At 61.2% G+C, this 24,382-nt stretch carries 18 protein-coding genes; 10 read left to right on the top strand and 8 right to left on the bottom strand.

Annotated elements, in window-relative coordinates:
* Nucleotides 1-162 precede the first annotated feature (162 nt).
* Together uca and atzF are read left to right on the top strand one after the other, a co-directional pair.
* Nucleotides 163-3,984, top strand: coding sequence for an urea carboxylase (gene uca / locus BFX80_RS07740; RefSeq protein ID WP_084208486.1), 3,822 nt, complete (start codon nt 163-165; stop codon nt 3,982-3,984).
* Nucleotides 3,984-5,816 (top strand): allophanate hydrolase, encoded by a 1,833-nt coding sequence (gene atzF / locus BFX80_RS07735; RefSeq protein ID WP_240499706.1) that lies wholly within the window; start codon nt 3,984-3,986, stop codon nt 5,814-5,816. The genes uca and atzF overlap by 1 nt, the downstream gene beginning before the upstream one ends.
* 157 nt (nt 5,817-5,973) lie before the next feature.
* Here atzF and BFX80_RS07730 read toward each other — a convergent pair whose 3' ends face one another.
* Nucleotides 5,974-6,657 (bottom strand): type 1 glutamine amidotransferase domain-containing protein, encoded by a 684-nt coding sequence (locus tag BFX80_RS07730; RefSeq protein ID WP_084208485.1) that lies wholly within the window; start codon nt 6,655-6,657, stop codon nt 5,974-5,976.
* 266 nt (nt 6,658-6,923) lie between these two features.
* On the bottom strand, nt 6,924-7,628 hold the full coding sequence (locus BFX80_RS07725; protein ID WP_084208484.1) for an SDR family oxidoreductase: 705 nt from the start codon (nt 7,626-7,628) through the stop codon (nt 6,924-6,926).
* A gap of 169 nt (nt 7,629-7,797) precedes the next feature.
* Here BFX80_RS07725 and BFX80_RS07720 point away from each other — a divergent pair, with 169 nt between their 5' ends.
* A complete protein-coding gene (locus tag BFX80_RS07720; protein WP_084208483.1) occupies nt 7,798-8,739 on the top strand; it encodes a LysR substrate-binding domain-containing protein in 942 nt (313 codons plus the stop codon).
* Nucleotides 8,740-8,863: 124 nt separating this feature from the next.
* Here BFX80_RS07720 and BFX80_RS07715 read toward each other — a convergent pair whose 3' ends face one another.
* The gene (locus BFX80_RS07715) at nt 8,864-11,056 is read right to left on the bottom strand and encodes an OsmC domain/YcaO domain-containing protein (protein WP_084208482.1); all 2,193 of its coding nucleotides are present in this window, start codon (nt 11,054-11,056) and stop codon (nt 8,864-8,866) included.
* 345 nt (nt 11,057-11,401) lie between these two features.
* Between BFX80_RS07715 and BFX80_RS07710 the strand changes: the two genes are divergently transcribed.
* The 6 genes from BFX80_RS07710 to BFX80_RS07690 all read left to right on the top strand — a co-directional run bounded on the left by BFX80_RS07710 (nt 11,402) and on the right by BFX80_RS07690 (nt 17,388).
* Nucleotides 11,402-11,641: a hypothetical protein gene (locus tag BFX80_RS07710; protein WP_084208481.1), complete on the top strand. Its 240-nt coding sequence runs from the start codon at nt 11,402-11,404 to the stop codon at nt 11,639-11,641.
* Between the two features lie 10 nt (nt 11,642-11,651).
* Nucleotides 11,652-13,178 carry a sodium:solute symporter family protein gene (locus BFX80_RS07705; protein ID WP_084208480.1) on the top strand — a complete coding sequence of 509 codons (1,527 nt, stop codon included), beginning with the start codon at nt 11,652-11,654 and terminating at the stop codon, nt 13,176-13,178.
* 92 nt (nt 13,179-13,270) lie between these two features.
* Nucleotides 13,271-14,683: an amidase gene (locus BFX80_RS07700; protein WP_084208479.1), complete on the top strand. Its 1,413-nt coding sequence runs from the start codon at nt 13,271-13,273 to the stop codon at nt 14,681-14,683.
* A gap of 348 nt (nt 14,684-15,031) precedes the next feature.
* Nucleotides 15,032-16,282 carry a coiled-coil domain-containing protein gene (locus tag BFX80_RS07695; protein WP_084208478.1) on the top strand — a complete coding sequence of 417 codons (1,251 nt, stop codon included), beginning with the start codon at nt 15,032-15,034 and terminating at the stop codon, nt 16,280-16,282.
* A 201-nt stretch (nt 16,283-16,483) separates the two neighbouring features.
* Nucleotides 16,484-16,807 (top strand): hypothetical protein, encoded by a 324-nt coding sequence (locus tag BFX80_RS17815; protein WP_157109454.1) that lies wholly within the window; start codon nt 16,484-16,486, stop codon nt 16,805-16,807.
* Nucleotides 16,804-17,388, top strand: a complete 585-nt coding sequence (locus tag BFX80_RS07690; RefSeq protein ID WP_084208477.1) for an NAD(P)H-dependent oxidoreductase — start codon at nt 16,804-16,806, stop codon at nt 17,386-17,388. Before BFX80_RS17815 ends, BFX80_RS07690 begins: the two co-directional genes overlap by 4 nt.
* A gap of 148 nt (nt 17,389-17,536) precedes the next feature.
* On the opposite strand, the gene BFX80_RS07685 is transcribed toward BFX80_RS07690, so the two are convergent.
* From BFX80_RS07685 to BFX80_RS07670, 4 genes are all read right to left on the bottom strand, one after another.
* Nucleotides 17,537-19,609: a TonB-dependent receptor domain-containing protein gene (locus BFX80_RS07685; protein WP_205632752.1), complete on the bottom strand. Its 2,073-nt coding sequence runs from the start codon at nt 19,607-19,609 to the stop codon at nt 17,537-17,539.
* A 74-nt stretch (nt 19,610-19,683) separates the two neighbouring features.
* Nucleotides 19,684-21,201: a PepSY-associated TM helix domain-containing protein gene (locus BFX80_RS07680; RefSeq protein ID WP_084208475.1), complete on the bottom strand. Its 1,518-nt coding sequence runs from the start codon at nt 21,199-21,201 to the stop codon at nt 19,684-19,686.
* Nucleotides 21,202-21,312: 111 nt separating this feature from the next.
* The gene (locus BFX80_RS07675) at nt 21,313-21,786 is read right to left on the bottom strand and encodes a hypothetical protein (RefSeq protein ID WP_084208474.1); all 474 of its coding nucleotides are present in this window, start codon (nt 21,784-21,786) and stop codon (nt 21,313-21,315) included.
* On the bottom strand, nt 21,783-22,466 hold the full coding sequence (locus BFX80_RS07670; protein WP_084208473.1) for an SCO family protein: 684 nt from the start codon (nt 22,464-22,466) through the stop codon (nt 21,783-21,785). The genes BFX80_RS07675 and BFX80_RS07670 overlap by 4 nt, the downstream gene beginning before the upstream one ends.
* 255 nt (nt 22,467-22,721) lie before the next feature.
* On the opposite strand from BFX80_RS07670, the gene BFX80_RS07665 reads away from it, so the two are divergent.
* Nucleotides 22,722-23,144 (top strand): VOC family protein, encoded by a 423-nt coding sequence (locus BFX80_RS07665; protein WP_077371280.1) that lies wholly within the window; start codon nt 22,722-22,724, stop codon nt 23,142-23,144.
* 52 nt (nt 23,145-23,196) lie between these two features.
* On the opposite strand, the gene BFX80_RS07660 is transcribed toward BFX80_RS07665, so the two are convergent.
* Nucleotides 23,197-24,363, bottom strand: a complete 1,167-nt coding sequence (locus BFX80_RS07660; RefSeq protein ID WP_084208472.1) for a hypothetical protein — start codon at nt 24,361-24,363, stop codon at nt 23,197-23,199.
* Between the last annotated feature and the right edge of the window lie 19 nt (nt 24,364-24,382).

Below are 24,382 nucleotides of genomic sequence, written 5' to 3'. Positions count from 1 at the left end.
CGCTTTCGAACACGCATACGACAAGAAACGGCCGAGCCCCACCTGACGATGTCATCTCTCTTGCATCACTCGTCAGCCCCCAAGGCTCTGCCCGGCTACCGGACGACCGGCAGCTCACAGTTTGAAGGCGGGACGACCCGCCGCCGGAAGGATGACTCCGTCATGTTCCACAAGGTCCTGATTGCCAACCGTGGCGCCATCGCCACCCGAATCCAGCGCACGCTGCGTGCCCTCGGTGTCCAGAGCGTCGCCGTCTACGCAGAAGCCGATCGTGAATCCCCCTTCGTGCGCGAGGCCGATGACGCCTACAGCCTCGGCGAAGGTGCCGCCGCCGAGACCTATCTCGACATCGACAAGCTGATCGCCATCGCCCGCGAGAGTGGCGCCCAGGCCGTGCACCCGGGCTATGGTTTCCTGTCCGAGAACACCCGCTTCATCCAGGCCTGTGACGCCGCCGGCCTGGTCTTCCTCGGCCCGACCGTCGAGCAGATCCACGCCTTCGGCCTCAAGCACGAAGCGCGCACCATCGCCGAGAATGCCGGTGTGCCGCTGGTACCCGGTACCGGCCTGCTGGACGATGTCGAGAGCGCACTGAGCGAGGCCGCCCGTATCGGCTATCCGGTGATGCTCAAGTCCACCGCCGGCGGCGGCGGCATCGGCATGCAGGTGTGTGAGGATGACGCCTCCCTCAGCCGTGCCTTCGATTCGGTCAAGGGTCTGGGCGAGCGCAACTTCGGGGATGGCGGCGTCTTCCTGGAGGCGTACATCGCCCGCGCCCGTCACCTGGAAGTGCAGCTGTTCGGGGATGGTGAAGGCACGGTGATCGCGCTGGGCGAGCGCGACTGCTCCAGTCAGCGCCGCCACCAGAAGGTCATCGAGGAATGCCCGGCACCCGACCTGCCCGAGCGCGTTCGCGACGACATGATCGCCACCGCCATCCGCCTGGGCGAAGCCGTCAATTACCGCAGTGCCGGTACCGTCGAATTCATCTATGACGCCGAGCGTCAGGCCTTCTACTTCCTGGAGGTCAATACGCGCCTGCAGGTCGAGCACGGTGTCACGGAGTTGGTGTGGAACGTGGACATCGTCGCCTGGATGCTCAAGCTGGGCGCCGGCGAACTGGGCAACCTGCGCGAGCGGGTCGCGCCGCTGACGCCCCGCGGCCACGCCATGCAGGCACGGGTGTATGCCGAGAATCCGCAGCACGACTTCCGCCCTTCCAGCGGCCTGCTCACCGAGGTGGAGTTCGCCAATGACGCCGTGACCGCCGCCCTCGCCGAGGACAGCCTGCTGCGGGTGGATCACTCCATCGAGGCCGGCTTCGAGGTCCCCGCGTGGTTCGACCCGATGCTGGCCAAGGTGATGGTGCACGCCCCGACTCGCGAGCAGGCACGCGGCGATCTCTCCAGGGCACTGGCCGCCTCTCGCCTCTACGGCATCGAGACCAACCGCCAGTGGCTGTCGCACCTGCTGGAAGACCCGCGCTTCCGCAATGTCGAGATCTACACCCGCTGGCTGGAAGGTCTCGAGTGGGCCGCACCGACGTTTGAAGTGATCGTCCCCGGCACCCTGACCACCGTGCAGGACATGCCGGGTCGCCAGGGGCATTGGGATGTGGGCGTGCCGCCCTCCGGCCCCTTCGATGACTACGCCTTCCGTCTCGGCAATGCGCTGCTGGGCAACGCGGCCGATACCGCAGGTCTCGAGATCACCCTCAACGGCCCGACGCTGCACTTCCACCGCGCCACGCGCGTGGTGCTGGCCGGTGCGCCGTTGCCCGCCACGCTTTCCGCTCCAGCACTTGAAGGCGGCTCCGATGACACCGCGACACACGACCTTGCCCTGTGGCAGGTGCATGAGATCGCCGCTGGCAGCACCCTGAGCCTGGGCAAGGTGGCCGCCGGCGCGCGCAGCTATCTGCTGATCGCCGGTGGCATCGACTGCCCGCAGTATCTGGGCTCGCGCGCGACCTTCACCCTGGGCCAGTTCGGCGGCCATGCCGGACGTGCCCTGCGCAGTGGCGACACCCTGCCGCTGGCTGATCTCGCCGAGTGCCCCCAGCCCGCCCTGACCCGGCTGCCCGAGGCGCTGATCCCGCAGGGCGCTAGCATTATCGATAATGCGCAGGGCAAGACCTCAGGTCGCGAATGGCAGATCGGCGTGCTCTACGGCCCGCACGGTGCGCCGGACTTCTTCACCGAAGACGACATCAGCACCTTCTTCGGCCACCGCTGGGAAGTGCACTACAACTCCAGCCGCACCGGCGTGCGTCTGATCGGCCCGCGTCCCCAGTGGGCGCGTGCCGACGGCGGCGAGGCCGGTCTGCATCCCTCCAACATTCACGACAACGCCTACGCCTTCGGCACCATCGACTTCACCGGCGACATGCCAGTCATCCTCGGCCCGGACGGCCCGTCGCTGGGCGGTTTCGTGTGTCCGGCCACCGTGGTGCGCGCGGAACGCTGGAAGCTGGGCCAGCTGGCCGCCGGTGATCGCATCCGCTTCGTCGCGCTGACTCTGGATGAGGCCCGCACCATCGAGGTGCAGCAGGACGCCGTGATCGCGGCCCTCGCCAGTGGCCAGCTCGACGCACTGGAGTCACCTCTGGCGGCGACCAGCACCACGCTGAGCGCCATCGCCGAGCAACGTCCGCGTCCGGACGACTCCCCAGTACTCAAGCGCCTGAGCGCCGAGCAAGGCGGCGAGCAGATCGTCTATCGCCGCGCCGGGGATGAATTCCTGCTGATCGAATTCGGCCAGATGGAGCTGGATATCGCGCTGCGCTTTCGCGCCCACGCCTGGATGCTGTGGCTCAAGGAGCATCCGCTGCCCGGCCTGATGGAGATGACACCGGGCATCCGCTCTCTGCAGCTGCATTACGACCCGCGCAAGCTTGCCCTCGCCACGCTGATGACGCACCTCGAACAGGCCGAAGTCGCGCTCAAGGATGTCGAGGACATCGAGATCGAGGCGCGCACCGTGCACCTGCCGCTGTCCTGGGATGACCCGGCGTGTCAGCAGGCCATCGACAAGTACCAACGCTCGGTGCGCCCGGACGCCCCCTGGTGCCCGAGCAACCTGGAATTCATTCGCCGCATCAATGGCCTCGCCGATGAGGCGGCGGTGCGCGAGACGGTGCTCAACGCCCGCTATCTGGTGATGGGCCTCGGCGATGTCTATCTCGGCGCGCCGGTGGCCACGCCGCTGGACCCGCGCCAGCGCCTGGTGACCACCAAGTACAACCCGGCACGCACCTGGACCGCGGAGAACTCGGTGGGCATCGGCGGCGCCTATCTGTGCGTCTATGGCATGGAAGGTCCGGGCGGCTATCAGTTCGTCGGCCGCACGCTGCAGATGTGGAATCGCTATCGCCGCACCGAACACTTCACCAGCCCGTGGCTGCTGCGCGTGTTCGACCAGCTGCGCTTCCACCCGGTCAGCCATGAGGCGCTTGAGCAGATCCGTCGTGATCACCCTCAGGGGCGTTACGACCTGAAGATCGAGAAGACCCGCTTCCGCCTCGCCGATTATCAGGCGCAGATCGCCGAGCATCAGGCCGAGACCGATGCCTTCCGTGAACGCCGTCAGGCCGCCTTCCAGCAGGAAATCGACGACTGGCATGCACGCGGCCAGTTCACCTTCGAGGATCAGATCAACGAGGTGCAGGAAGCCGACAGCCTGAGCGATGACGAGCTGGGGATCGAGACACCGGTCACCGGCAGCCTGTGGAAGCTGGAGGTCGCCGAGGGCGATCTCGTCGAGGCCGGCCAAGTGGTGGCGCTGGTCGAGTCGATGAAGATGGAAGTCGAGATTCGCACCCACACCGCAGGCCGTGTCGTTCGCCTGCCGATCAAGGAAGGCAGCGGCGTCGCCCCCGGCCAGCCGCTGATCGTGCTGTCGACCGCCGTGGAAACCACGGATCCCGCTGATGCCAGCGCACCAGACAACGCCCAATCGACCCTGTCCTCCGAGGAGACGCTGTGATGATGACCCATACCCCGCACAACCTGAGCATCACGGCGCTGAGCAAGGCCTATCAGGCCGGAGAGCTGACGCCACGCCAGCTGGTGAATGAACTGCTGGCCGCGCAGCCCGAACAAGACGCCGCCTGGATCACCCGCCTGAGCGCAGATCAGCTGGAACCCTATCTCGCGCGTCTGGACGACGTGGCGCCCGAGTCACTGCCGCTCTACGGCATCCCCTTCGCGATCAAGGACAACATCGATCTCGCCGGCGTGACCACTACCGCCGGTTGCCCGGAATTCGCCTACACGCCAGACGATGACGCCTTCGTGGTCAAGCAGCTGATCGCGGCCGGTGCCATCCCGATAGGCAAGACCAATCTGGATCAGTTCGCCACCGGCCTGGTCGGTGAGCGGGCCCTGCCGGTCTACGGCACTCCGGCCAATGCCTTCGACCCCGCCTATGTGCCGGGCGGCTCCAGCAGTGGCTCCGCCGTCGTCACCGCCCAGGGCCAGGTCAGCTTCGCGCTGGGCACGGACACGGCGGGCTCCGGTCGTGTGCCGGCCTGTTTCAACAATCTGGTCGGCGTGAAGCCGACCCTCGGCCTGCTCAGCGCGGGCGGCGTGGTCCCGGCCTGCGCGACCCTGGATACCATCTCGATCTTCGCGCTGGGCTGTGATGATGCCGCGCGCGTGCTGTCCGTCACCGCACAGTTCGATGCCGACAACCGCTGGGCGCGCGAGCATGACTTCGCCGTTCACGGCCAGGCCTATGGTGTGCTGCCGGACCTTACCGGCCTGCGTATCGGCGTGCCGCCGCGTACCCAGTGGCACACCGACGCCGATTACAGCGGCTACATGGAAGCTGCAATTCGTCAGTGCAAGGCACTGGGCGCCGAGCTGGTCGAGCTGGATTGCAGCCCGCTGCTGGCCGCCGCGCGTCTGCTGTATGAAGGCCCGTGGGTGGCGGAGCGCTATCACGCGGTGCGCGAGCTGATCGAGCGCAACCCCGAAGCACTGCATCCGGTCACGCGTGAGATCACCCTCGGCGGCGCCACGCCGCTGGCCGTGGATGCCTTCGATGCCCGCTATCAGCTGGCCGAATACCGCCGTCAGGCCGATGCCCTGCTCGCGCAGGTGGACGTGATGCTGGCCCCGACCACGCCGCGCCTGCCGACCAAGGCGGAGCTGGCCGAGGCACCGATCGCGGTCAATTCGGAACTGGGCACCTGGACCAACTTCATGAACCTGCTGGATCTTAGCGCACTGGCCGTGCCGGTCGGCTTCAACAGCCAGGGTCTGCCCGGCGGTGTGACGCTGTTCGCGCCCGCCTTCGAAGACCTGCAACTGCTGAGCATCGCGCGGCTGCTCGAGAAGGAATTCTCGCTGCCGCTGGGGGCCAGCGCCGTTGCCCGTCCCCAGGCACGCCTCGCCGACAGCGATCTGCCGATGGCGAAGAATGGCCGGCTCGAGATCGCGGTCTGCGGTGCGCATCTCACTGGCATGCCGCTCAATCACCAGCTCACCCAGCGCGATGCCCGCCTGGTCGCCCGTACTCACAGCGCCCCCCGCTACCGCCTCTATCAACTGGATGACGCCACACCCGCCAAACCGGCCATGCTGCGCGCGCCAGAGGACGGTACCAGCATCGCGCTGGAAGTCTGGTCACTGCCCATCGCCAGTGTCGGCAGCTTCCTCGCCGGCATCCCCTTCCCGCTGGGACTGGGCCAGATCGAGCTCGAGGACGGCCGCTGGGTCTCAGGCTTCATCTGCTCGGTCTCCGCTGACAGTGGCGTACCGATGACGGACATCAGCGAGTACGGCGGCTGGAAGGCCTGGGTGGAGCGCGGGTGATCCGCACTCGCTGACAACCTCTCGTCGAAGCTGGATGCCAGACACGCAAAAGCCGCTACCGGATGACCGGTAGCGGCTTTTTTCATGCACTCGTCAGATCAGGCAGCGCCCGAATCATGAGGTGCCTGTATCTCGAAGTGCTTGTCGCTCAGGGCGCTTATTGCTCGAGACTCTTGAGCAGCAGTTCCGCGACGCCTTCAGACGACATCGGGTTCTGACCGGTGATGACCAGCCCATCCTGGATGGCGTAGGAGGTGAAGTCGTCCTTCTTCTCATAGATGCCACCCTTCTGCTGCAGCGCCTCTTCCACCAGGAACGGCACGACGTCAGTGAGGCCGACACCCTCTTCTTCGCCATTGGTGAAACCGGTGACATGCACGCCATCCACGAAGGGAGTGCCATCCGGCTTGCGGGCATTCAGCAGCACCGCCGGGGCGTGGCAGACAGCGCTGACCGGCTTGCCGGCCGCGTGGAACTGCTCGATCAGACGGATGGAATCGGCGTCGTTGGTCAGATCCCACAGCGGGCCGTGGCCACCCGGGTAGAAGATGGCGTCGAAGTCCTCGACCTTCATGTCTGCCAGTACGGCGGTGGTGGCGAGGTCCTGCTGAGCGGCAGTGTCCTTGTCGAAGCGGCGAGTGGCATCCGTCTGGAAGTCCTCGCCCTGGCTTGCCGGGTCCAGCGGCGGCTGACCGCCCTTGGGAGACGCGAGTGTCACCTCGACACCGGCATCCTTCAGCACGTAGTAGGGAGCCGCCAGCTCTTCCAGCCAGAAGCCTGTCTTCTTGCCCGTGTCACCCAGCGTATCGTGGGATGTCACTACCACCAGAACCTTGCTCATGATGCTCTCCTTTACGTGCGGGATAGCCCGCAACGGTCACTTCACGAATTTTGTCGGCGAGGTGATGGTCACCACGTGATGCTCGCCCTGTGACGATCGCCACGTGATGCTCGCCCTGCGATGCTCGGCACGTGTTGAATCAAGCTTACGGCTCACGTCACCATCGTCATAATCGATAGTCCAGATAGCCACTATCGCTCATACAAATAGCTGTCCTGCGAAAGCGTGCTCAGCGAAGGCGGAAGCACGCTGTCGAGCGAACCGGCTCACCAGGTCGGCACCAGGTGCACTTCGCGGATATTGGCACGCGGTGAGGCACTGATGGCGTAGAGCACGGCATCCGCCACATCCTGCGGGTCCAGCTTGTCCGGCTTGGGCTCATCGAAGAAGGCGGTGTTGACCATGCCTGGCGTGATGGTGGTGCAGCGGCCTTGCCACTCGGCCATTTCCATCGCCAGGTTCTGGCCGAAACCGTAGGCGAACCACTTGCTGGCGCTGTAGATGGAGCCCGCATGATTGGCGCGCCCGGCCACGGAACTGGTGAGGATGAAGTGGCCCTTGCGCTCTCTCAGATGCGGCAGGGTCGCGTGGGCGGTCCACAGCAGCGCATTGATGTTGATGTCGACGACCCGCTTCCACTCCTCGGGATCGCCGTTCTCGGTGCCAGCCTGGCTGACGCCGGTACCGGCATTGGCGAACGCCACATCCAGATGGCCATGATGGGCGACGGCCTGTTCGACGACCTTGGCGAGCTGATCGTAGTCCGTCGCATCCGCGGCGATCGCCAGCACCTTGTCGCTGCCCAGCTCCTCGACAAGCGCATCGAGGCGCTCCTTGCGGCGGGCGGTCACGACGACCTTGTGCCCGGCCTTCACCAGAGTGCGTGCGGTGGCCTCACCGATACCGCTGGAGGCACCGGTGATCAGAATAATCTTCTCTCCTTCGGCTTGCATCTGCTTCACATCACTCATGGATCGCTCCTGTGGGTCGCATTGATCTCTCGCCGTGTCCTTGAGACCACCCTACCGCCTGAGCCTCCCATCGTGATAATCGATAGTCCGGATAGCTGCTATCATCCAGACAAATAGTGCTCACTCGTCCGAGTGCAGCCGCGACACTCCGCCTGCTCTGGTAGTCATCATGAAGCTCAATTACGACCTCAACCTCCTGCGCACCTTTCATGCGCTGTATCTCGAGCAGAACGTCACGCGCGCCGGCGAGCGTCTGCACCTGAGTCAGCCCTCGGTGAGCGCGGCGCTGTCGAAACTGCGCGAGCTGTTCAATGACCCGCTGTTCATTCGTGATCGCCAGCGCATGCGCCCCACCGAGAAGGCCGACCATCTGTTCCCGACCATCGAGGCGGCGCTGACCGATCTCGACGGCCTGATCAACAGCGAGCGACACTTCGACCACACCACCGAGAGCCGTCATTTCGAGATCGCCGCCAACGACTACTTCGAGGTGCTGATCCTGCCGCAACTGGCGACGATCCTGCGTGAGCAGGCCCCCGGCATCACGCTGCAGGTACGCAGACTGTCACAGGACATGAGCGAGGCTGGCGTGATGAGCGGCACGACGGATCTCGCCTTCGGGCGTCAGGTCGACCCGCCCGAGAATCTGGTGGTGCGTGAGGTGATCACGGAAGGCATCGACTGCCTGGTGGGCAACGGGCATCCGCTATTGGAGCGTCTGGATCATGAAGGCCGCATGACCAAGGCGGATTTCGAGCACCACGCCCATGTGCTGGTTCAACCGCATGCCCGCCTGAAAAGCGGCATCTTCAAGCAGCTTGAGGGCCAAGGACTGAAGCGTGAGGTGGCGCTGGCCGTCACCTACTTCATGGCCGTGCCCTCTCTGCTGGAACGCTCGCCGTTGATCGCGAGCCTGCCCACCGGACTGTGCCAGCATTTCTGTCGTCAGTTCGCCGTCACTCTCGTGCCGCCACCCGTGGCCTTCGCCTCCTTCCCCTTCCATCTGAGCTGGCATCGCCGCTATCAGAAGGACCCGGCGCACCGCTGGATCAGGGAGCAGATCATCGCGTGTTGTCAGCGTCTGGCAGAGGATCAGAAGGTGCTGTCCTGAGCCACTGGTACGCGTACGCAAGCACCCGGAAACGAAAACGGCCCCTCACCATCCAGTGAGGGGCCGTTCTTTTCATGCCACAGGTCATGCCACAGGTCATGCCACAGGATTCAGCAGGCGAGCATCAGGCCTGCTCGGCCGCCAAGGCAGCACGATGGGCGTGCAGCTTCTGGTAGCTTTCGATCAGACGCAGGTGGCGATCCAGCCCTTCCAGCTGCATGTTGGTGGGCTCCAGGCCATGGAAGCGCACCTCACCCTGCACGGAGCCGACCACGGCAGCGATGGTGTCTTCACCGAACATGCGGCGGAAGTTGTAGAGGTAGTCCTCAAGCTCCAGCTCATCGTCGAGGGTGATCTCCAGCACCGCCTTCATGGCCTGATAATAGAGGCCGCGCACGACGGTGTTGTCGTTGTACTGCAGGAACATCTCGACACGATCCAGCGCGTCCTCGTGCTGACCCAGCGCGAGATTGATCATCAGTTTCAGCTCGAGAATCGTCAGCTGGCCCCAGATGGTGTTCTCGTCGAACTCGATGCCGATCAGCGTCTTGATGTCCATGTGCTCATCAAGCTGGCTCTCTTCGAGACGCTCGCCCAGGTCCGCCAGCTGATCGTCATCGAGACGATGCAGATTGAGGATGTCCTCGCGGTAATCCAGCGCCATGTTGGTGTTGTCCCACACCAGGTCCTCGACCGGATAGACCTCGGAATAGCCCGGCACCAGGATACGACACACCGGCGCGCCGAGGTCCTCGTGCACCGCCATGTACGATTCCTTGCCGATCTCATCGAGGATACCGAACAGGTTGGCGACCTCTTCTTCATTGCTGCCGGAGAAGTCCCACTCGACGAACTCGATGTCGGTCTTCGAGCTGAAGAAACGCCAGGAGACGAGACCTGATGAGTCGATGAAGTGCTCGACGAAGTTGTTCGGCTCGGAGACGGCCAGCGAGTTGAAGGTCGGCGGCATGAAGTCGTTGAGACCCTCGAAGCTGCGGCCCTGCATCAGCTCGGTCAGGCTGCGCTCGATGGCAACCTCAAAGCTCGGATGCGCGCCGAAGGAGGCGAAGACACCGCCGGTCTTCGGGTTCATCAAGGTCACGCAGGCCACCGGGAACTGGCCGCCCAGCGAGGCGTCCTTGACCAGAATCGGGAAGCCCTGGGCTTCCAGTGCCTCGATGCCCTCGACGATTTCCGGGTACTTGGCCAGCACCTCCTGCGGCACGTCCGGCAGGGTCAGTTCCTGCTCGAGAATCTCGCGCTTCACGGCACGCTCGAAGATCTCGGACAGGCACTGCACCTGGGCTTCCGGCAAGGTGTTGCCGGCGCTCATGCCGTTGCTGAGGTACAGGTTCTCGATCAGGTTGGACGGGAAGTAGATCGTCTCGCCATCCGAGCGACGGGTGAACGGCAGAGACACGATGCCACGGTCCGCACGCCCGGAATTGGTATCGATCAGATTGGAGCCACCCAGCTCGCCGTCCGGATTGAAGATCTCCAGGCAGTAATCGTCCAGCACGCCTTCCGGGATCTCGTCGTTCGGGCCCGGCTGGAACCACTTCTCGTTCGGGTAATGCACGAACTCGCTGTCAGCGATGGCTTCGCCGAAGAACTGGTCGTTGTAGAAGAAGTTGCAGCTCAGACGCTCGATGAACTCGCCCAGCGCCGAGCACAGCGCGCTCTCCTTGGTCGAGCCCTTGCCGTTGGTGAAGCACATCGGCGAGGCGGCATCACGAATGTGCAGTGACCAGACGTGGGGCACGATGTTGCGCCAGGAGGCGATCTCGATCTTCATGCCGAGATCATTCAGAAGGCCCGTCATGTTGGCGATGGTCTGCTCCAGCGGCAGGTCCTTGCCTTCGATCCAGGTGCTCTGTCCTTCCGGCGGCTCCGCCATCAGCAGGGCCTGGGCGTCCTCGTCGAGGTTGTCGACCGTCTCGATCTCGAAGCCCGGGCCGGTCTGGACGACCTTCTTCACCGTGCAACGCTCGATGGAGCGCAGGATGCCCTGGCGATCCTTGTCGGACAGCTCTTCCGGCAGCTCCACCTGGATCTTGAAGATCTGGTTGTAGCGGTTTTCCGGGTCAACGATGTTGTTCTGCGACAGACGGATGTTCTCGGTCGGGATGTTGCGCGCCACGCAGTACACCTTCACGAAGTAGGCCGCGCACAGCGCCGAGGACGCCAGGAAGTAGTCGAACGGGCTCGGCGCCGACCCATCGCCCTTGTAGCGGATGGGCTGATCGGTGATGACCGTGAAGTCATCGAATTTCGCCTCGAGCCTCAGGTTGTCGAGAAAGTTGACCTTGATTTCCATGAACGATGCACCGCTTTGAAGAGTATGGGCGCCAGCACGCCGGAGGCGGCTACGCGATGGGCGCCATTATCCAGATTTTGGGGGCCTGCGTCGCGGGTGAGACGAAAAGCGGAAGACTTGCGCCCTCCTGCTGTCGCCAGCCGCTGAGGGAGGCCGGCGGATCTTCTTCACTTCCTGAAACACCCGATGCAATCGCCGCCACTTTCTTGACGGTACGGGGATTGTCACCTATTGGTTAATTTATGCGCATAAATACAATAATTGATGCATTGCCATGTTCCGCCCCCTGTCGTTGTCCACGACAGGTCACAACACCCCCCACCAACCACAATAAAGGGGAATGCAATGATGAAGCGCTTCACGACCCGCAAGGTCGCCATCTACGGCAGCATGCTGTTCGGGTTTTTCATGCTCGAGAGCCCGATGATCCTGATGGCCAACAAGATCGAGCCCATGGTGATGGGAATCCCGTTCTTCCTCGTCTGGAACCTGATGTGGTGGGGCTTCCTGACCGCCGTGTTCCTGTATGCCTACCTGACCAACTGGGGTAGCGCCAAGGCCCCTTCCACCGGCGGCAAGCGCTGAGGAGCTCATCATGACAGGAAGTATCTTGATCATCGCGGCCTTCATGATCATCCCCTTGATCGTCGGGCTCGTGTCCGCGCGAAAGTCCCAGACGACAAGTGAAGATTTCTTCGTGCAAGGGCGGGCCATGGGCAGCATTGCCGTGTTCTTCACGGTGGCGGCCACCTGGTGGAGCGCCTTTGCCTTCCTCGGTTCCAACGCCACCTTCTATACCAGTGGCCCCATCTATCTCACGGCGCTGGCGTGGAACCTGCTCTTCGGCTTCATGTACTACTGGGTGGGCAAGCGTGTCTGGTATCTCGGCAAGCGCTTCGACTACCTGACGCCGTCAGACCTGATGGGCGACTTCTACAACAGTGAAGCGCTGAGAATCCTCGTCGCCGTCATCACGCTGATCTTCACCGTGCCCTATCTGCAGATCCAGCTGACCGGCGGTGCCTACCTGATCGAGGTCGCCTCGGGTGGCGTCGTGCCCTTCTGGCTGGCCGCGCTGCTGTTCTACTTCATCATCATCGTCTATGTGTGGGTCGGCGGTATTCGCGCCATCGCCTGGACCGACGTGATCTACGGGGCACTGCTGTTCTTCGGCATGATGTATGCGGGCTATTACATCGCCGGCCAGGCCGGTGGCCCGACCAGCATGTTCGCGCAGCTTGCCAGCGACTCGCCCGCGCACCTGACCCTGCCGGGGCCGAATGGCAACATGGGCTACTCCATGTGGTTCTCGCTGTTCGTGATCGTGGCCATCGGCGCCTTCATGGGCCCCCAGATCTGGCTGCGCATGTATTCGGTGAAAAGCGGCAAGCTGTTCGGCTTGATGCCCTTCCTACTGGGGCTCGCCGCCTTCGCCTACTTCGGCTCGGTACTGACGGGCTATACCGGGGTACTGCTGGAGCCGGGCCTGGAGAATGCTGACCAGATCCTGCCCGTCATGCTGATGAACTATGCGCCCTACCTGCTGGCCTCGCTGATCATGGCGGCTGGGGCCGCCGCGGCGATGTCCACGGCCAACTCCCAGATCCATGCGGTATCGACCGTGGTGACCATGGATATCTACAAGCGCTACGTGAACCCGCAGGCGAATCAGGAACGTATCGTCCATATCGGGCGCCTGTCCCTGGTGGGCTTCTCTCTCGCGGCCTACATCCTGGCCCTGACCGTTCCGGGACTGCTGGTCACCATCGGCATCGCGGCACTGGCGGGTACCGCTCAGCTGATCGTGCCGACACTGGGCGCCATCACCTGGCGCAAGGCGCACCCGCAAGCGGCCTTCTGGGGCCTGAGCCTGGGCATCGTGACCGTCCTGTGGCTGTCCTACGGTGCCAGTGTCAGCAACCCGCTTGGCCTGCATGCCGGCATCTGGGGCCTGATTCTCAATGCGTCAGCCTTCGTGATCCTCAGCCTCGCCCTGCAGCGCAAGGATGCCGAGGTGGTGGAACGCTTCGCCCAGGCGCGTCGGGATTACACCGCCGAGTATCACCCGGAGCAGCTGGAAGACGCCGAGGCTGGTCCAGCTCGGGTGATCGAAGCCCGCTGACCAGAACAAAGGGCCTGCATCACGCAGGCCCTTTTCGTTTCCGAGCACATTCAGCCGCTCGATTGATTGCTACCCAATGGACAGGATCGGCCATGAACCCAGTCTCTACTCCCACGCAATTATCTGAATTGACAGCGATTGATGCCCTGGCACTGTTTCGACGAGGCGAGCTCTCCCCCGTCGAGCTGACCCGGGACTGCCTGGAACGTATCGACACGCTCAACCCCAAGATCAATGCCTTCGTGCACATCGCCCATGATGGGGCAATGAAGGCGGCGAAAGACGCCGAAGCTCGCTGGATGAAGGGCACACCCTGCGGGCCACTGGATGGCGTGCCGACCACCTTGAAGGACCTCACGCTGTCGCGCGGCATGCCGACCCGGTACGGCTCCGCCACCACATCCCCGGACGGAGGCAGTGATGTCGATGCCCCGGTGGCTGCGAGTCTTCGCAGGGCAGGCGCCGTGTTTCTCGGCAAGACAGCCTCACCGGAGTACGGCTGGAAGGGAGTGACGGACAACCCGCTGCACGGCGTGACACGCAATCCCTGGAATACCGCGCTGACCTCCGGTGGATCCTCGGGTGGAGCTGGAGCAGCGGCCGCGCTCAACCTGGGCATGCTTCATCAGGGCAGTGATGCAGGTGGCTCGATCCGCATTCCCTGCAGCTTTACCGGCACCTTCGGCCTGAAACCCACGTTTGGCTGGATTCCCCAGTGGCCGACCAGTGCCATGTCGACCCTCTCACACCTGGGACCGATGACGCGAACGGCCTCCGATAGCCTCCTGATGCTCGAGAGCATGGCGCAGCCCGATAGCCGTGATGGTCTGCTTGGCGATCCGGACAGCCTCAGAATGGACACCCGAGCGCCTGTCTCGTTGCAAGGCTGGAAGATTGCCTACAGCCCGACCCTGGGTTACGTGGAAGTCGCGCCAGACATACGCAAGCGAGTGGATAACGCCGTCGCTCAGCTGTCCCGACTGGGCGCGGAGGTCATCGAGATAGATCCGGGCTTCTCCTGCCCGCTGGAGACGTTCAATACCCTGTGGTTCGCGGGTGCCACCCAGGTGGTCGAGAAGATGACCGACAGCCAGCGAGATCAGATGGACCCGGGCTTGCTGGACATTGCAGCGCGCGGGAGCAACATTTCCTTATCGCAATATCTGGCGGCAAGACGAGAGCGAACTGCGCTTTGCGCACACATGCAATCCTTCCACGAGCAATGGGACCTGCTGATCACTCCTACACTGCCCATCTCACCTTTCACTGCCGGCCACAACGTACCGCCGGAGGGGAAATATCACGACTGGATGGAATGGACCCCCTTCAGCTACCCCTTCAACCTCACTCAACAACCCGCTGCCTCCCTCCCCTGTGGGCTGGATGACCAGGGACTGCCTGTCGGCCTGCACATTGTCGGAGGAAAATTCCAGGACATGAAGGTGATGCATGCCGCCAGGTTGCTGGAGGAGATGCTTCCAGAACTTGTCTATCCCAAGCCCTAGAAATGGAACCGTCAGAAGAGACACGAAGCACAAAAAAGGCACTGTCGTCGACTGTGCCTTTTTTACATCTACTTCTAGCATGACCGTGAACTGAGATGATGATCAAGCTTGTGTGAGATAGGTGCGCGATGGGCGCCATTGCCGGGGGTCTTTGGGGCTGCATCTTGTCTTATAGCCTTACCTTGAGTTGAATCAGGTGTCCATCTAGAGAGCAGAGGTAAACACCAACCTAAAATTAGACATTCCTTAATCATACTTTCGATTTATTAAATGAAATTTTCGTGAAAACACATTATAGCCGTGCTAACGTCAGACAGAGAACATCACAATATAAAAAAGGAATATAAAGTGAAGGGAACAGAGACATCACCAGAGCTACCACTCGTGTTAGACCCTAATACCAAGCACAGGAATTTTATCCTAGCCGTCATATTTATAGTAATCTTGATATCTTGGGTAGGCTATCTCGACAAGCTAGCCTTGGACTATATTGATTCAGCAACAAACCAGTCTCTAGCTGCATTTGGTATTGCCAAAATAATCAACGCCTTTGTGTCAATGATCCAAACGGCTCAATTTGAATTATCTTTGGGTGTAGGTGCATCTTTACAAGTAGGTCAGTTACTGGATCCTATCAATGACGCCGTTGAACAATATTCAGAAATAATGAAACTAGCCATTGCATCACTATTTGGCCAGAAAATGTTAATTGAAATATCTTCTACTACAATATTTAAACTAATACTGACATTTACAGGGTTATCTTTCGCAGCAAGCCTATTCACTGGACAAAAACTCATAACCAATTTTTTATTCAAGATTTTTGCCTCTATGGTTTTTCTCAGAATTATAATCGTTTTGGTTGTACTGATGAATGGCATAGTAAGCCAAGCTTTTATTGATAATTATGCTGAAAAAGAAAACATAGCACTTGGCGGTGTAAAAAATATTGTCGACACAGGTGCTGAGAGTGAAAAAGTTAATAAAGAGAATGCATTATCAATTGAGGAAAACAACAAGCTCAAAAAGAATCTAGCTACGCTGGTGATAAAGCGAGAGTCTATTATAGCTAATTTAGCTAATATAGAACCAGAAATTATTGAAAACCAAAAGATTTTTGATGAAAAATTGAGTGCTCTTAATACATATAAAGAGAACTTAAGTACTATTGACAAAATTAGCTTTTTTGATCGTGATGAAAAATACAAAGAGCTTGATAGACTCCGTAAAGTGGCAGACCAGAAACTTGAAGAATCTCTCGCACGACTAGAAGACTACACAGACATGTTGGATGATGTTGATAGTGATATAATGGATATAGAAGAAGAGCTCAGTGAAGACCCTGATGGATGGTTATCAAGTACTAAGCAAAAACTTCGCAGCCTTGCAAATATGTCTAACATATCCAAATTGGGTGAAAAGCTAGACCACACCATTACTTCAATGATTAATCTCATGACAATATTTCTTATCAAAACAATAATAATGCCATTGATTATTTTATTGATATTTCTGAAATCATTCAAAGGAGTCTGGGGTATCGATGCAAAAGACTGGGTCAATGACCAAAAGAACAACATCAAAAATTTAAGAGGGTAACCACAAGGGCCTTAAAGATATCTTAACAAAAAAGGCACTGTCAACGACAGTGCCTTTTTCACATCTACTGTAATCTCGCTTGAACTTGTCGGATCATCAGGTCGCGGTATAGTCTTTGCCATTGGCCGTGGCCACTTCTTCGGCGGCCAGGAGCAGGATGGAAGCGAAGATTTCGCTCGGCTGTTCGAGACGATGCGTCGCATGAGCGCCAATCTCAAATATTGTCTCGAGAGCGTACACACTCTCTTGATGACAAGTTACTTTCGTACGCTGCTCAGGGACTGCAAACAGTGCTCTAGAGCAGCCACTTATAATCAGAAAAAAGAGCTAGTTCTTCTCCAGATCAGTATCGGCCATCAGAGATCCACGAGTCGTCGATTCTCATGGCATAAAGAGACGCTGCATCCGGATTGTTGCACCTACAGCAAAGGTGTTTTACAGCAGCGCCGCTTTATCAATGACTTGCGAACGCTCATGCTGTGCGCCATTGCTGAAAAGCCAACAGTTCTGGAGTACATGGCATGAAGATTCTATTGATCAACGGCGGCAAGGCCTTTGCCCATTCCAATGGCGAGCTCAATGCGACCCTGCATGAGCTGGCACGCGGTGAGCTGGCCGAGCTGGGCCATGAGGTGCGCGAAACCGTCATCGTGGAAGGCTTTGACGCCAAGGCGGAGGTGGAGAAACAGCTGTGGGCGGACCTGATCATCTATCAGACCCCGGGTTGGTGGATGGGCCTGCCGTGGACCGTGAAGCAGTATCTCGATGATGTCCTGACAGAAGGCCATGGTGCCTTGTATGCCAGCGATGGCCGTCACCGCACCAACCCGACCCAGGGCTACGGCACGGGTGGCTTGATGCAGGGCCGCAGCTACATGCTGTCACTGACCTGGAATGCGCCCCTCGAAGCCTTTGATGAAGCGGGCAACTTCTTCGAAGGCAAAGGCATCGACGCCGTCTACTATCCCGTGCACAAGGCGATGGAATTCCTGGGCATGTCGGCACTTCCGACCTATCTGGCCACTGATGTGATCAAGAATCCTGACCTGGCAGCCTACACCCAGGCCTACCGCACGCACCTGCGCGAGCACGTCGGCCGCGCCTGAAGGCTCGAGAGATGAGTTGCGAGCGCTGAAAGCACTCGAGCCCGCTCGTAATACAAGAAGCCCGCCACCGGTGACATGACCGATGGCGGGCTTCTTACGTTTTAGCGAATAGCGGCGACCAGCGTCCACTATTGCAGTGACACTGACCTCAGAAGCTCCAGCTGGCGTGCGTCCAGAAGATACGCCCCGGCTCATTGACCTGTACATCGCCCTGCAGCGGATCATCGTAGAAGCGATTGACGTGGTAGGCGTAGGCCTTGTCGAACAGGTTGGAGATGCCGGCGCTCAACTCGATGGCGTCAGTGACATGGTACCCGCCCTCCAGGCCGACGATGCCGAAGCCTGCCGTCGCGTCTTCACTGCCGGAAATACGCGACTGACGTGCGGCCGCATCGAATCGGGCACCTGCCCACCAACGATCCGCGTCATAGCGTGTCGCCAGATAGCCATTGAACGGTGTCACCTGGGACAATGGCGTGCCATCGCTCAGGTTGGTGCCGTGGGTGGCGGCGACGCCTGCCGAATGCCGCCAGCCATGCTGCTGCCAGCTGGCCTCGAGCTCGAGACCATAGATCTCGGCCTCGACATTGTCATAGGTGGTCAGCGAGTCCCCTTCGGTCAGCTCGATCCAGTCATGCACCCGGTTGTAGTAGGTGTCCGCCGAATAACGCCAGGCGCCCTGCTTGACTGCCACGCCCAGTTCAAGCTGCTGATGGATCTCGGGCTCAAGCTCGGGATTGCCCAGCCAACCGTCAGTCTCGGACTGGCGGTTGTAATAGCGCTCGGTGGCGGTGGGGAAGCGCACGCTGCGACTGAGTGCCGCGTAGCCTTTCACCGCTTCATTGACGCGATGCTCCAGGCGCGCCAGCGCACTGAATTCCCCATCCCGCTGACTGGCCTCGACATCCTCTCCGTACTGATCCCGCCAGGCGGAGATGGCCGAGGCATTGCTGCCCACCACCTCATCAGCATCTCGCGCATCGCTGAGGGAGACGTCATAGCGCGCACCGGTCACCAGACGATTGTCCTGATCCAGCGTGGTATCCAGCTCCGCGAACACCCCACCGCGCGTGCGCACAACATCCGGCCAGGTCTGACTGTCTGAGAGGCTGTCCAGCGACATGCCCATCCGGGAGTCGGCGTTGCTTTCCAGACGCTCGGCGTCAGCGCCCAATGTCAGTGTCGCGTCACGCCCGGCGACGGTCAGTGGGATATCCCCCTGGGTGCTGGCATACCAGGTCTCGGTGGTCGCGCTGGAGAACATGGCCATGTCGCTCATGTCCATGCTAGAACTCATGTCCATGCTCGATCTGGAGTCATCAACGTCACGCAGGGTGACATTGTCCATGTCGTGCACGACGCGGGCATGGTTGATCTGCGATTCGGTATGCGAGAAAGGCCCGACGTTGTCGATGGTCAGCTTGAGGTACTGGCGGTCCATGTCACTGCGTGGCGCATCCATGGTGGGATAGCGCGCATCGTCGATCCTGACGACAGCGATCCCCGCCTCGATGGCGACATCCTCGGTGGCAAAGGCGCCGACACGGACACTGCCGTTGTCGCTGCGATAGGCACCAGACTGGGTATCGCCGTTGCCGTCCTCATAGTTGTTGCGCTCGGAATGCTCGACGTCCAGCGCGGCCCAGACATCACCCTGCTTGGCGGTCAGCGACAGACTCTCGCTGGTGGCATCGTCATTGCTGCGCCAGCCGGCCCCCAAGGTGCCATGCACGCCGTCATCGTCGGTGCGTGATGGCGTGTGACGCGTCACCTCGACGGTGCCTGCGGCAAAGCTGGGACCACGACTGACGCTCTGCGCGCCCTTGTAGAGGGTGAGATCCGACTGACTGCCGGTGGTCGCATAGCCCAGCGTGGTGTCCATGCCGCCGGGGCAGGCCGGATAGAGCGGCGCCCCATCGACCTCCTGAATCAGGCGTTCACCGCCCTGCGCCCGAAAGATGGCCGAGACACCATGACTGCCCAGACGAGAGCCACTGACGCCGTTGACCTCACGCAACAGCTCACCGACATCCAGATTGCCCTTGGCATGCCCCTGGCTTGACTCGACGATGGGGCTAGCCATGGGTGCCTCGGCCTCGACATGCATCAGAGGCAGTTGCGAGACGGAGCTCTCCTCGGCGTGGACGCCAAATGAGGCACTGCTCGCCAATACCGCCGCGACCGTCACTGGCAGACCCCGACGACTGGGCAGACCGCTCATGGCCTGCGCGAGCGGAGAAGACGGAAGTGATGAGAAGACGGTTGAGGGAAGTGATGGGATGACGGAGGACGGCTTCATGCGCTGGCCTCCGCCGCATCGTGGTGACGAGAGGCACTGACACGAATCCACAGCCAATCGAGCAGGCCCATCACGATCAGCGAGAGGCCGACCAGCGGGAAGATCACCCCGATGATCATCATCAGACCCCAGACACCGGCAATACGCTTGCGCTCCATGGGCAGCGGCGGGATACCGATACCGCCCACCGGACGACGCTTCCACCACATCACGCCTGCCCCGACGCTCATCATCACCATCGCGAGACACGCCATCAGCAGAATCAGCTGATTGATCAGGCCGTACTGCTGCCCCAGATGCACATTGATGCCCCACTCCAGCGCCCGTCCCAGCGGCCCGTAGTCGGCGTAATGCATGTCGAGCAGCACATCGCCGGAGTAGCGATCCACATGCACGACCTGCTGGCGCTCCAGCGCATCCGGATACACGGAGCCGGTATAGACGCCCTGAGCGGTGCTCGGCAGATTGATGGCATAGCCCGGTGCCAGGCCCTCGCGAGCGAAGATGCGTTCTGCCTCGTCGAGACCGATATCGGCGTGGGCAATCGCGGCAGCGCTCACTGGCACAGCCGCTTTCACCGGCGCGGAACTTGCGACAGAGCCGCCGTGACCGGCGTGCTCACCCTCGTCGACAATGGGATCAGCGGCGTCACCCGGCAAGGAAGATAACGGGATAACGGCTTGTTCAAGCGACCAGCTGGTCAATTCCTGATCCACCAGGCGTGCATCCGACATCGGCGTGTTCACGCGCACGCCATCGGGATACCCATAGTTATGTCCATTGGCCAACTCGTTGACCTTGGCCCCCCAGACCATCGACCACGGCATGCCGGTCACGGCGAGAAACACGATGAAGCCGGCCGCGATGATGCCACACACGGCGTGCAGATCCCGCCACCACAGCCGGCGCGCCGGCGTGGCCCGCAGCGTGACCACACCCCCTTTCTGCCCCCGCGGCCACCACAGAAATAGCCCGCTGAACACGAGCAGGATCGACCACCCGGCAGCGATCTCCAGCGTCGCGTTACCGATCGGCCCCATGATCGCGAGACTATGCAGACGACGCACCGTCCACATGATGCTGTCGCGGTAGGCCATCTGCCCCTGGACTTCGCCGCTGTAAGGATTGACGTAGACGGCCTGCTTGCCACTGCCATCGGCTGCCACGATATCGACTTCCGTGGTCAGGTCACGGGCGGGTGACGGCACGACGCGCACCGGCGTGCCCGGAAGACTCGCGAGCGCCTGATCCACCTGCTCGCTCAACGGCAGGCTTGTCACTGCCGGATTCTGAGCACTCTGCGTAACTGGCGTATTGACCTTCATCAGGTCGGAATGGACGAATTGATCGATGCCATCGCGGAACAGGTACAAGCCTCCCGTCACGGAAAGCAGTACCAGAAACGGCAGCACCAACAGGCCGGCATAGAAATGCCAGCGCCATACTGCCCGGTAGATATCGCTGAACCCTCGCCCGGCGCGGCTGGCGGTTCCAGTGTCTGTTGCGGTCTTCATTGCACAAATTACCCATCAGCAGGCACCCCACGTGCGACGGATCCAGGGTCCGTCGGTCAACGCGGGGTCACCGAACATGGTCTGGAGCCGTCACGACGGCCCCGGAAGCGTTCACGCGAACACTGATGGGAAAGGAGGTGCCCGCCCGGGAGGACGTAGATGGACATCGATCTCCCGTCGGGAGACCGGCAATGGGCGAGGCGTGGCGTCTCGCCCGAGGACTGCCAGCATCAGTACCAGCACGGCGGCGATCAATGCCAGCGTGAAGGCGGCCATGCTGGCCAATGGGCAATCCGAGGCGGCAGAACTGTGGGTGATCTGCGCCTGGGAGCCACTCTCGCGTGCCGCGCGAGTGATCCAGTCGCTATCCCCGCTGACCCAATGCCCCGCACCGGGACTCTCGAAGACAGCGTGATCATTCACCATCACCACACGTGGCGCCGCCAGTGGCATCACCAGCATCGCGGCCAGCGCCAGCAACATCACGAAGACCGCGTGGCCATTGGCCGCCGTCAGGCGAGACAGTGCACGGTGGAAGAAGACGGACTCATCTCGAGTCTGGCGCGAGCATGGAGCCGACATCATGAGGCCGACTCCGCTGGCACATCATGCCCCGCGCCCTGATCTATCGAGTCGTGCACCGAGTAGTGCACCGAGTCGAGCAGCTGTTCGATGCGATCGGCCAGCTGGGCCGGCGTCTGACTGAGCGGCAAGGTATCGCGCAGTCGGCCCTGATCATCGAGGACGAGAATCGCCACGCTGTGATCAATCATGTAGTCGTCAGCAGGATGAGCGGCTGGACCGTGCTCGCGCACATGAAACTGGAGGCCCAATCGCTGCGTCAGGGTCTTGAGGCTCTGCTCATCGTCCGGGGCCGTGCGAAGGCCTGTCACCGGCAGGTGGAAGGCGGAAAGGTAGCGCGAGAGAACAGGCAGGGTGTCGCGGGCGGGGTCCAGGGTCAGGAACAGCGGGTGCAACCTGTGTTGATCCTGATGGTCCAGGCGCTGCCAGACCATCTGCAGACGCGCCAGGGACAGCGGGCAGATATCCGGGCAATGGGTGAAGCCGGGGATCAACAGGCTCAGATGCCCGGATTCATCACCGGCCAGCGTGCCGGGAGTCAAGGTGCCGCGCGTTGAAGACAGTTCCAGCGTCGTCGGCCAGGCCTCGCGCGGTTGATGGGAGGCATTGAACCCCATCACCAGCACGATCAACATGATAGCGAGAGCACTGAGCCCCATGAGGGCCAGTTTGCGCAGCGACATGAAAGCCCCGGAAGCATGGCAATGAGCGTCACCGCACGATGCGGTGCGCCTGGACGATGGGTCCTGACTCTGTCAGTTGCACGGATGCTAACGGTTCAGTCGCGAGATGCGACAAATGCGACAAGTTGCCACGCCACGCTCGGTGCACGCTGCGATAGCGACAAGCCATCATGACCATCATCAGATTCAAAGTGCGCCGCCCACGGACTGCCACGACACTAGGCTCATTCCCTCCCTCTTGTCATGAGGTCCCCCATGATTCAACGCCTGTCCCTGCACCCAGCCATTCTGGAGGTGCGCGATCTGGAAGCCGCCTGCCGCTTCTTCCAGGAGACTCTCGCCCTGCCCACATTGCTGCGCAACGCGACCAGCGCGACGCTCGAGCTGCATCACGCACCCGATGGGCAGACCAGCGTCCTGTTGTTGCAGTTGAGCGCAGAGCAACCGGACAGCCGCAAATTGACCCTGGAGGTGGATCGCGATGACTTCCCCCATGTCAGGTACCTGCTGCAGGCCCACGGTGCACACTTGATGGAAAGCCACGGCAGCAGCGCCCCGGGCTGTGCCTGGCAGGTCCTGGACTGTGTGTTGCCTGATGGGCATCGCCTGCGCGTGGTCAGCATCAACCCCGAGCGCTGCGCGCCGGTGATCAGCCGAGGTGTCAAGAACGCTCAGTGAAAGACGCGCAGTGAAAGACACGAAATAAAAGACACGCCGATGGCTCATGCCGCTAGCGCCCTTCTCCATCCGGCGAGGTTCTGAACCAGACATTGCCTGCGCTGCCTGGTGACCGCAACTGGAAGGGCGCTGCCAATCCTTCGAGCGCATTGTCGGAGGGATTCTCCGCAGAGGGCACGCTTTCCGCCAGCTGGAAGCCCCCTTCCGCGGAGCATTCAAGCGTGCCGGGGAGCAGGTTCGTTACCTGCTGCAGCAAGGGCTCGATCAGTCCCAGGTCAGTGGTAGCTCGCAATTGATCGAACAGCGAACGTACCAGTGCGGTCACCAGGTCACCGTCCTCCTGAAGCTGCGTGCCCACGGGACAGTACAAGGTCCCCACCTCCACTTCTGGAACACAGACCCCCAGCAGACTGCAGGTGGGCAGGGCATTTACCGTGCCCAGGGTCGCATCCACCAACGCGTCCACCGGGCCGAGGTAGTTGGTGAGAATGTCATCCTGCGCGACGGTCCCGGGGGGTGGCGTGCACAGGTCGAGCACCCCGGTGCTCAACAGACAGCTGGTATCCGCCGGCGGATTCTGTTGCTCTTCCAGCGTGAACGTCTCGCAAGGCGTCCCCGCGATCACCTTCTGCGATATCCAGCGCGACTGCACGTCCCTGCCGCTGAAAGGACATTGCTGGGGTGTTCCACGATAGAGAAATCCCGGCAAGGCGGCAGGTTCGCCAGGGCCGATGGCATAGACAGGTCCGCCCTGCAGCGCATGCAGATAGCTGACACTGCCGGCATTCACGTCACCGGCGATATCACGGCTGTCGGTCGCTTCATCACTGGCGGACTTGAGACAAGGGTCACCACTGCAGTTGGCAGTGGCGTAATAGAGTGGCTCACGACTGGAGAAGCGGTCATCCCGTATCCCGATCAAGGCGCGACTGACCACGGGAGGCTGGCTGCGATCGAAATACAGAATGCGCGGGGCGTCATGTTCATCGACATCGAAGGCCTCACCCAGCGCGCGCCCGTTGGCATCCTCGACCACCAGCTCGCGTGACTGCTGGGTCATGTAATGCTTGAAGAGGGCATCCCGTATCGCCGCCAGCCCGACCAGCGAGCCGATGATCAGGATCGAGGTGATCAGGATCAGCTCGATGGTGATGATGAAACCGCCCTGTCTGCCAGGCGAACGGCATGAGTGAGTGACCGACCTCTTATCTGCCGCCATGTGCTTTCCCCCGAGATGA

Origin of the sequence: Cobetia marina (assembly GCF_001720485.1) — a bacterium.
GTDB lineage: Bacteria > Pseudomonadota > Gammaproteobacteria > Pseudomonadales > Halomonadaceae > Cobetia > Cobetia marina.
The sequence above is the reverse complement of the archived record's forward strand: the minus strand, read 5'-3'. Positions and strand labels throughout refer to the sequence as shown.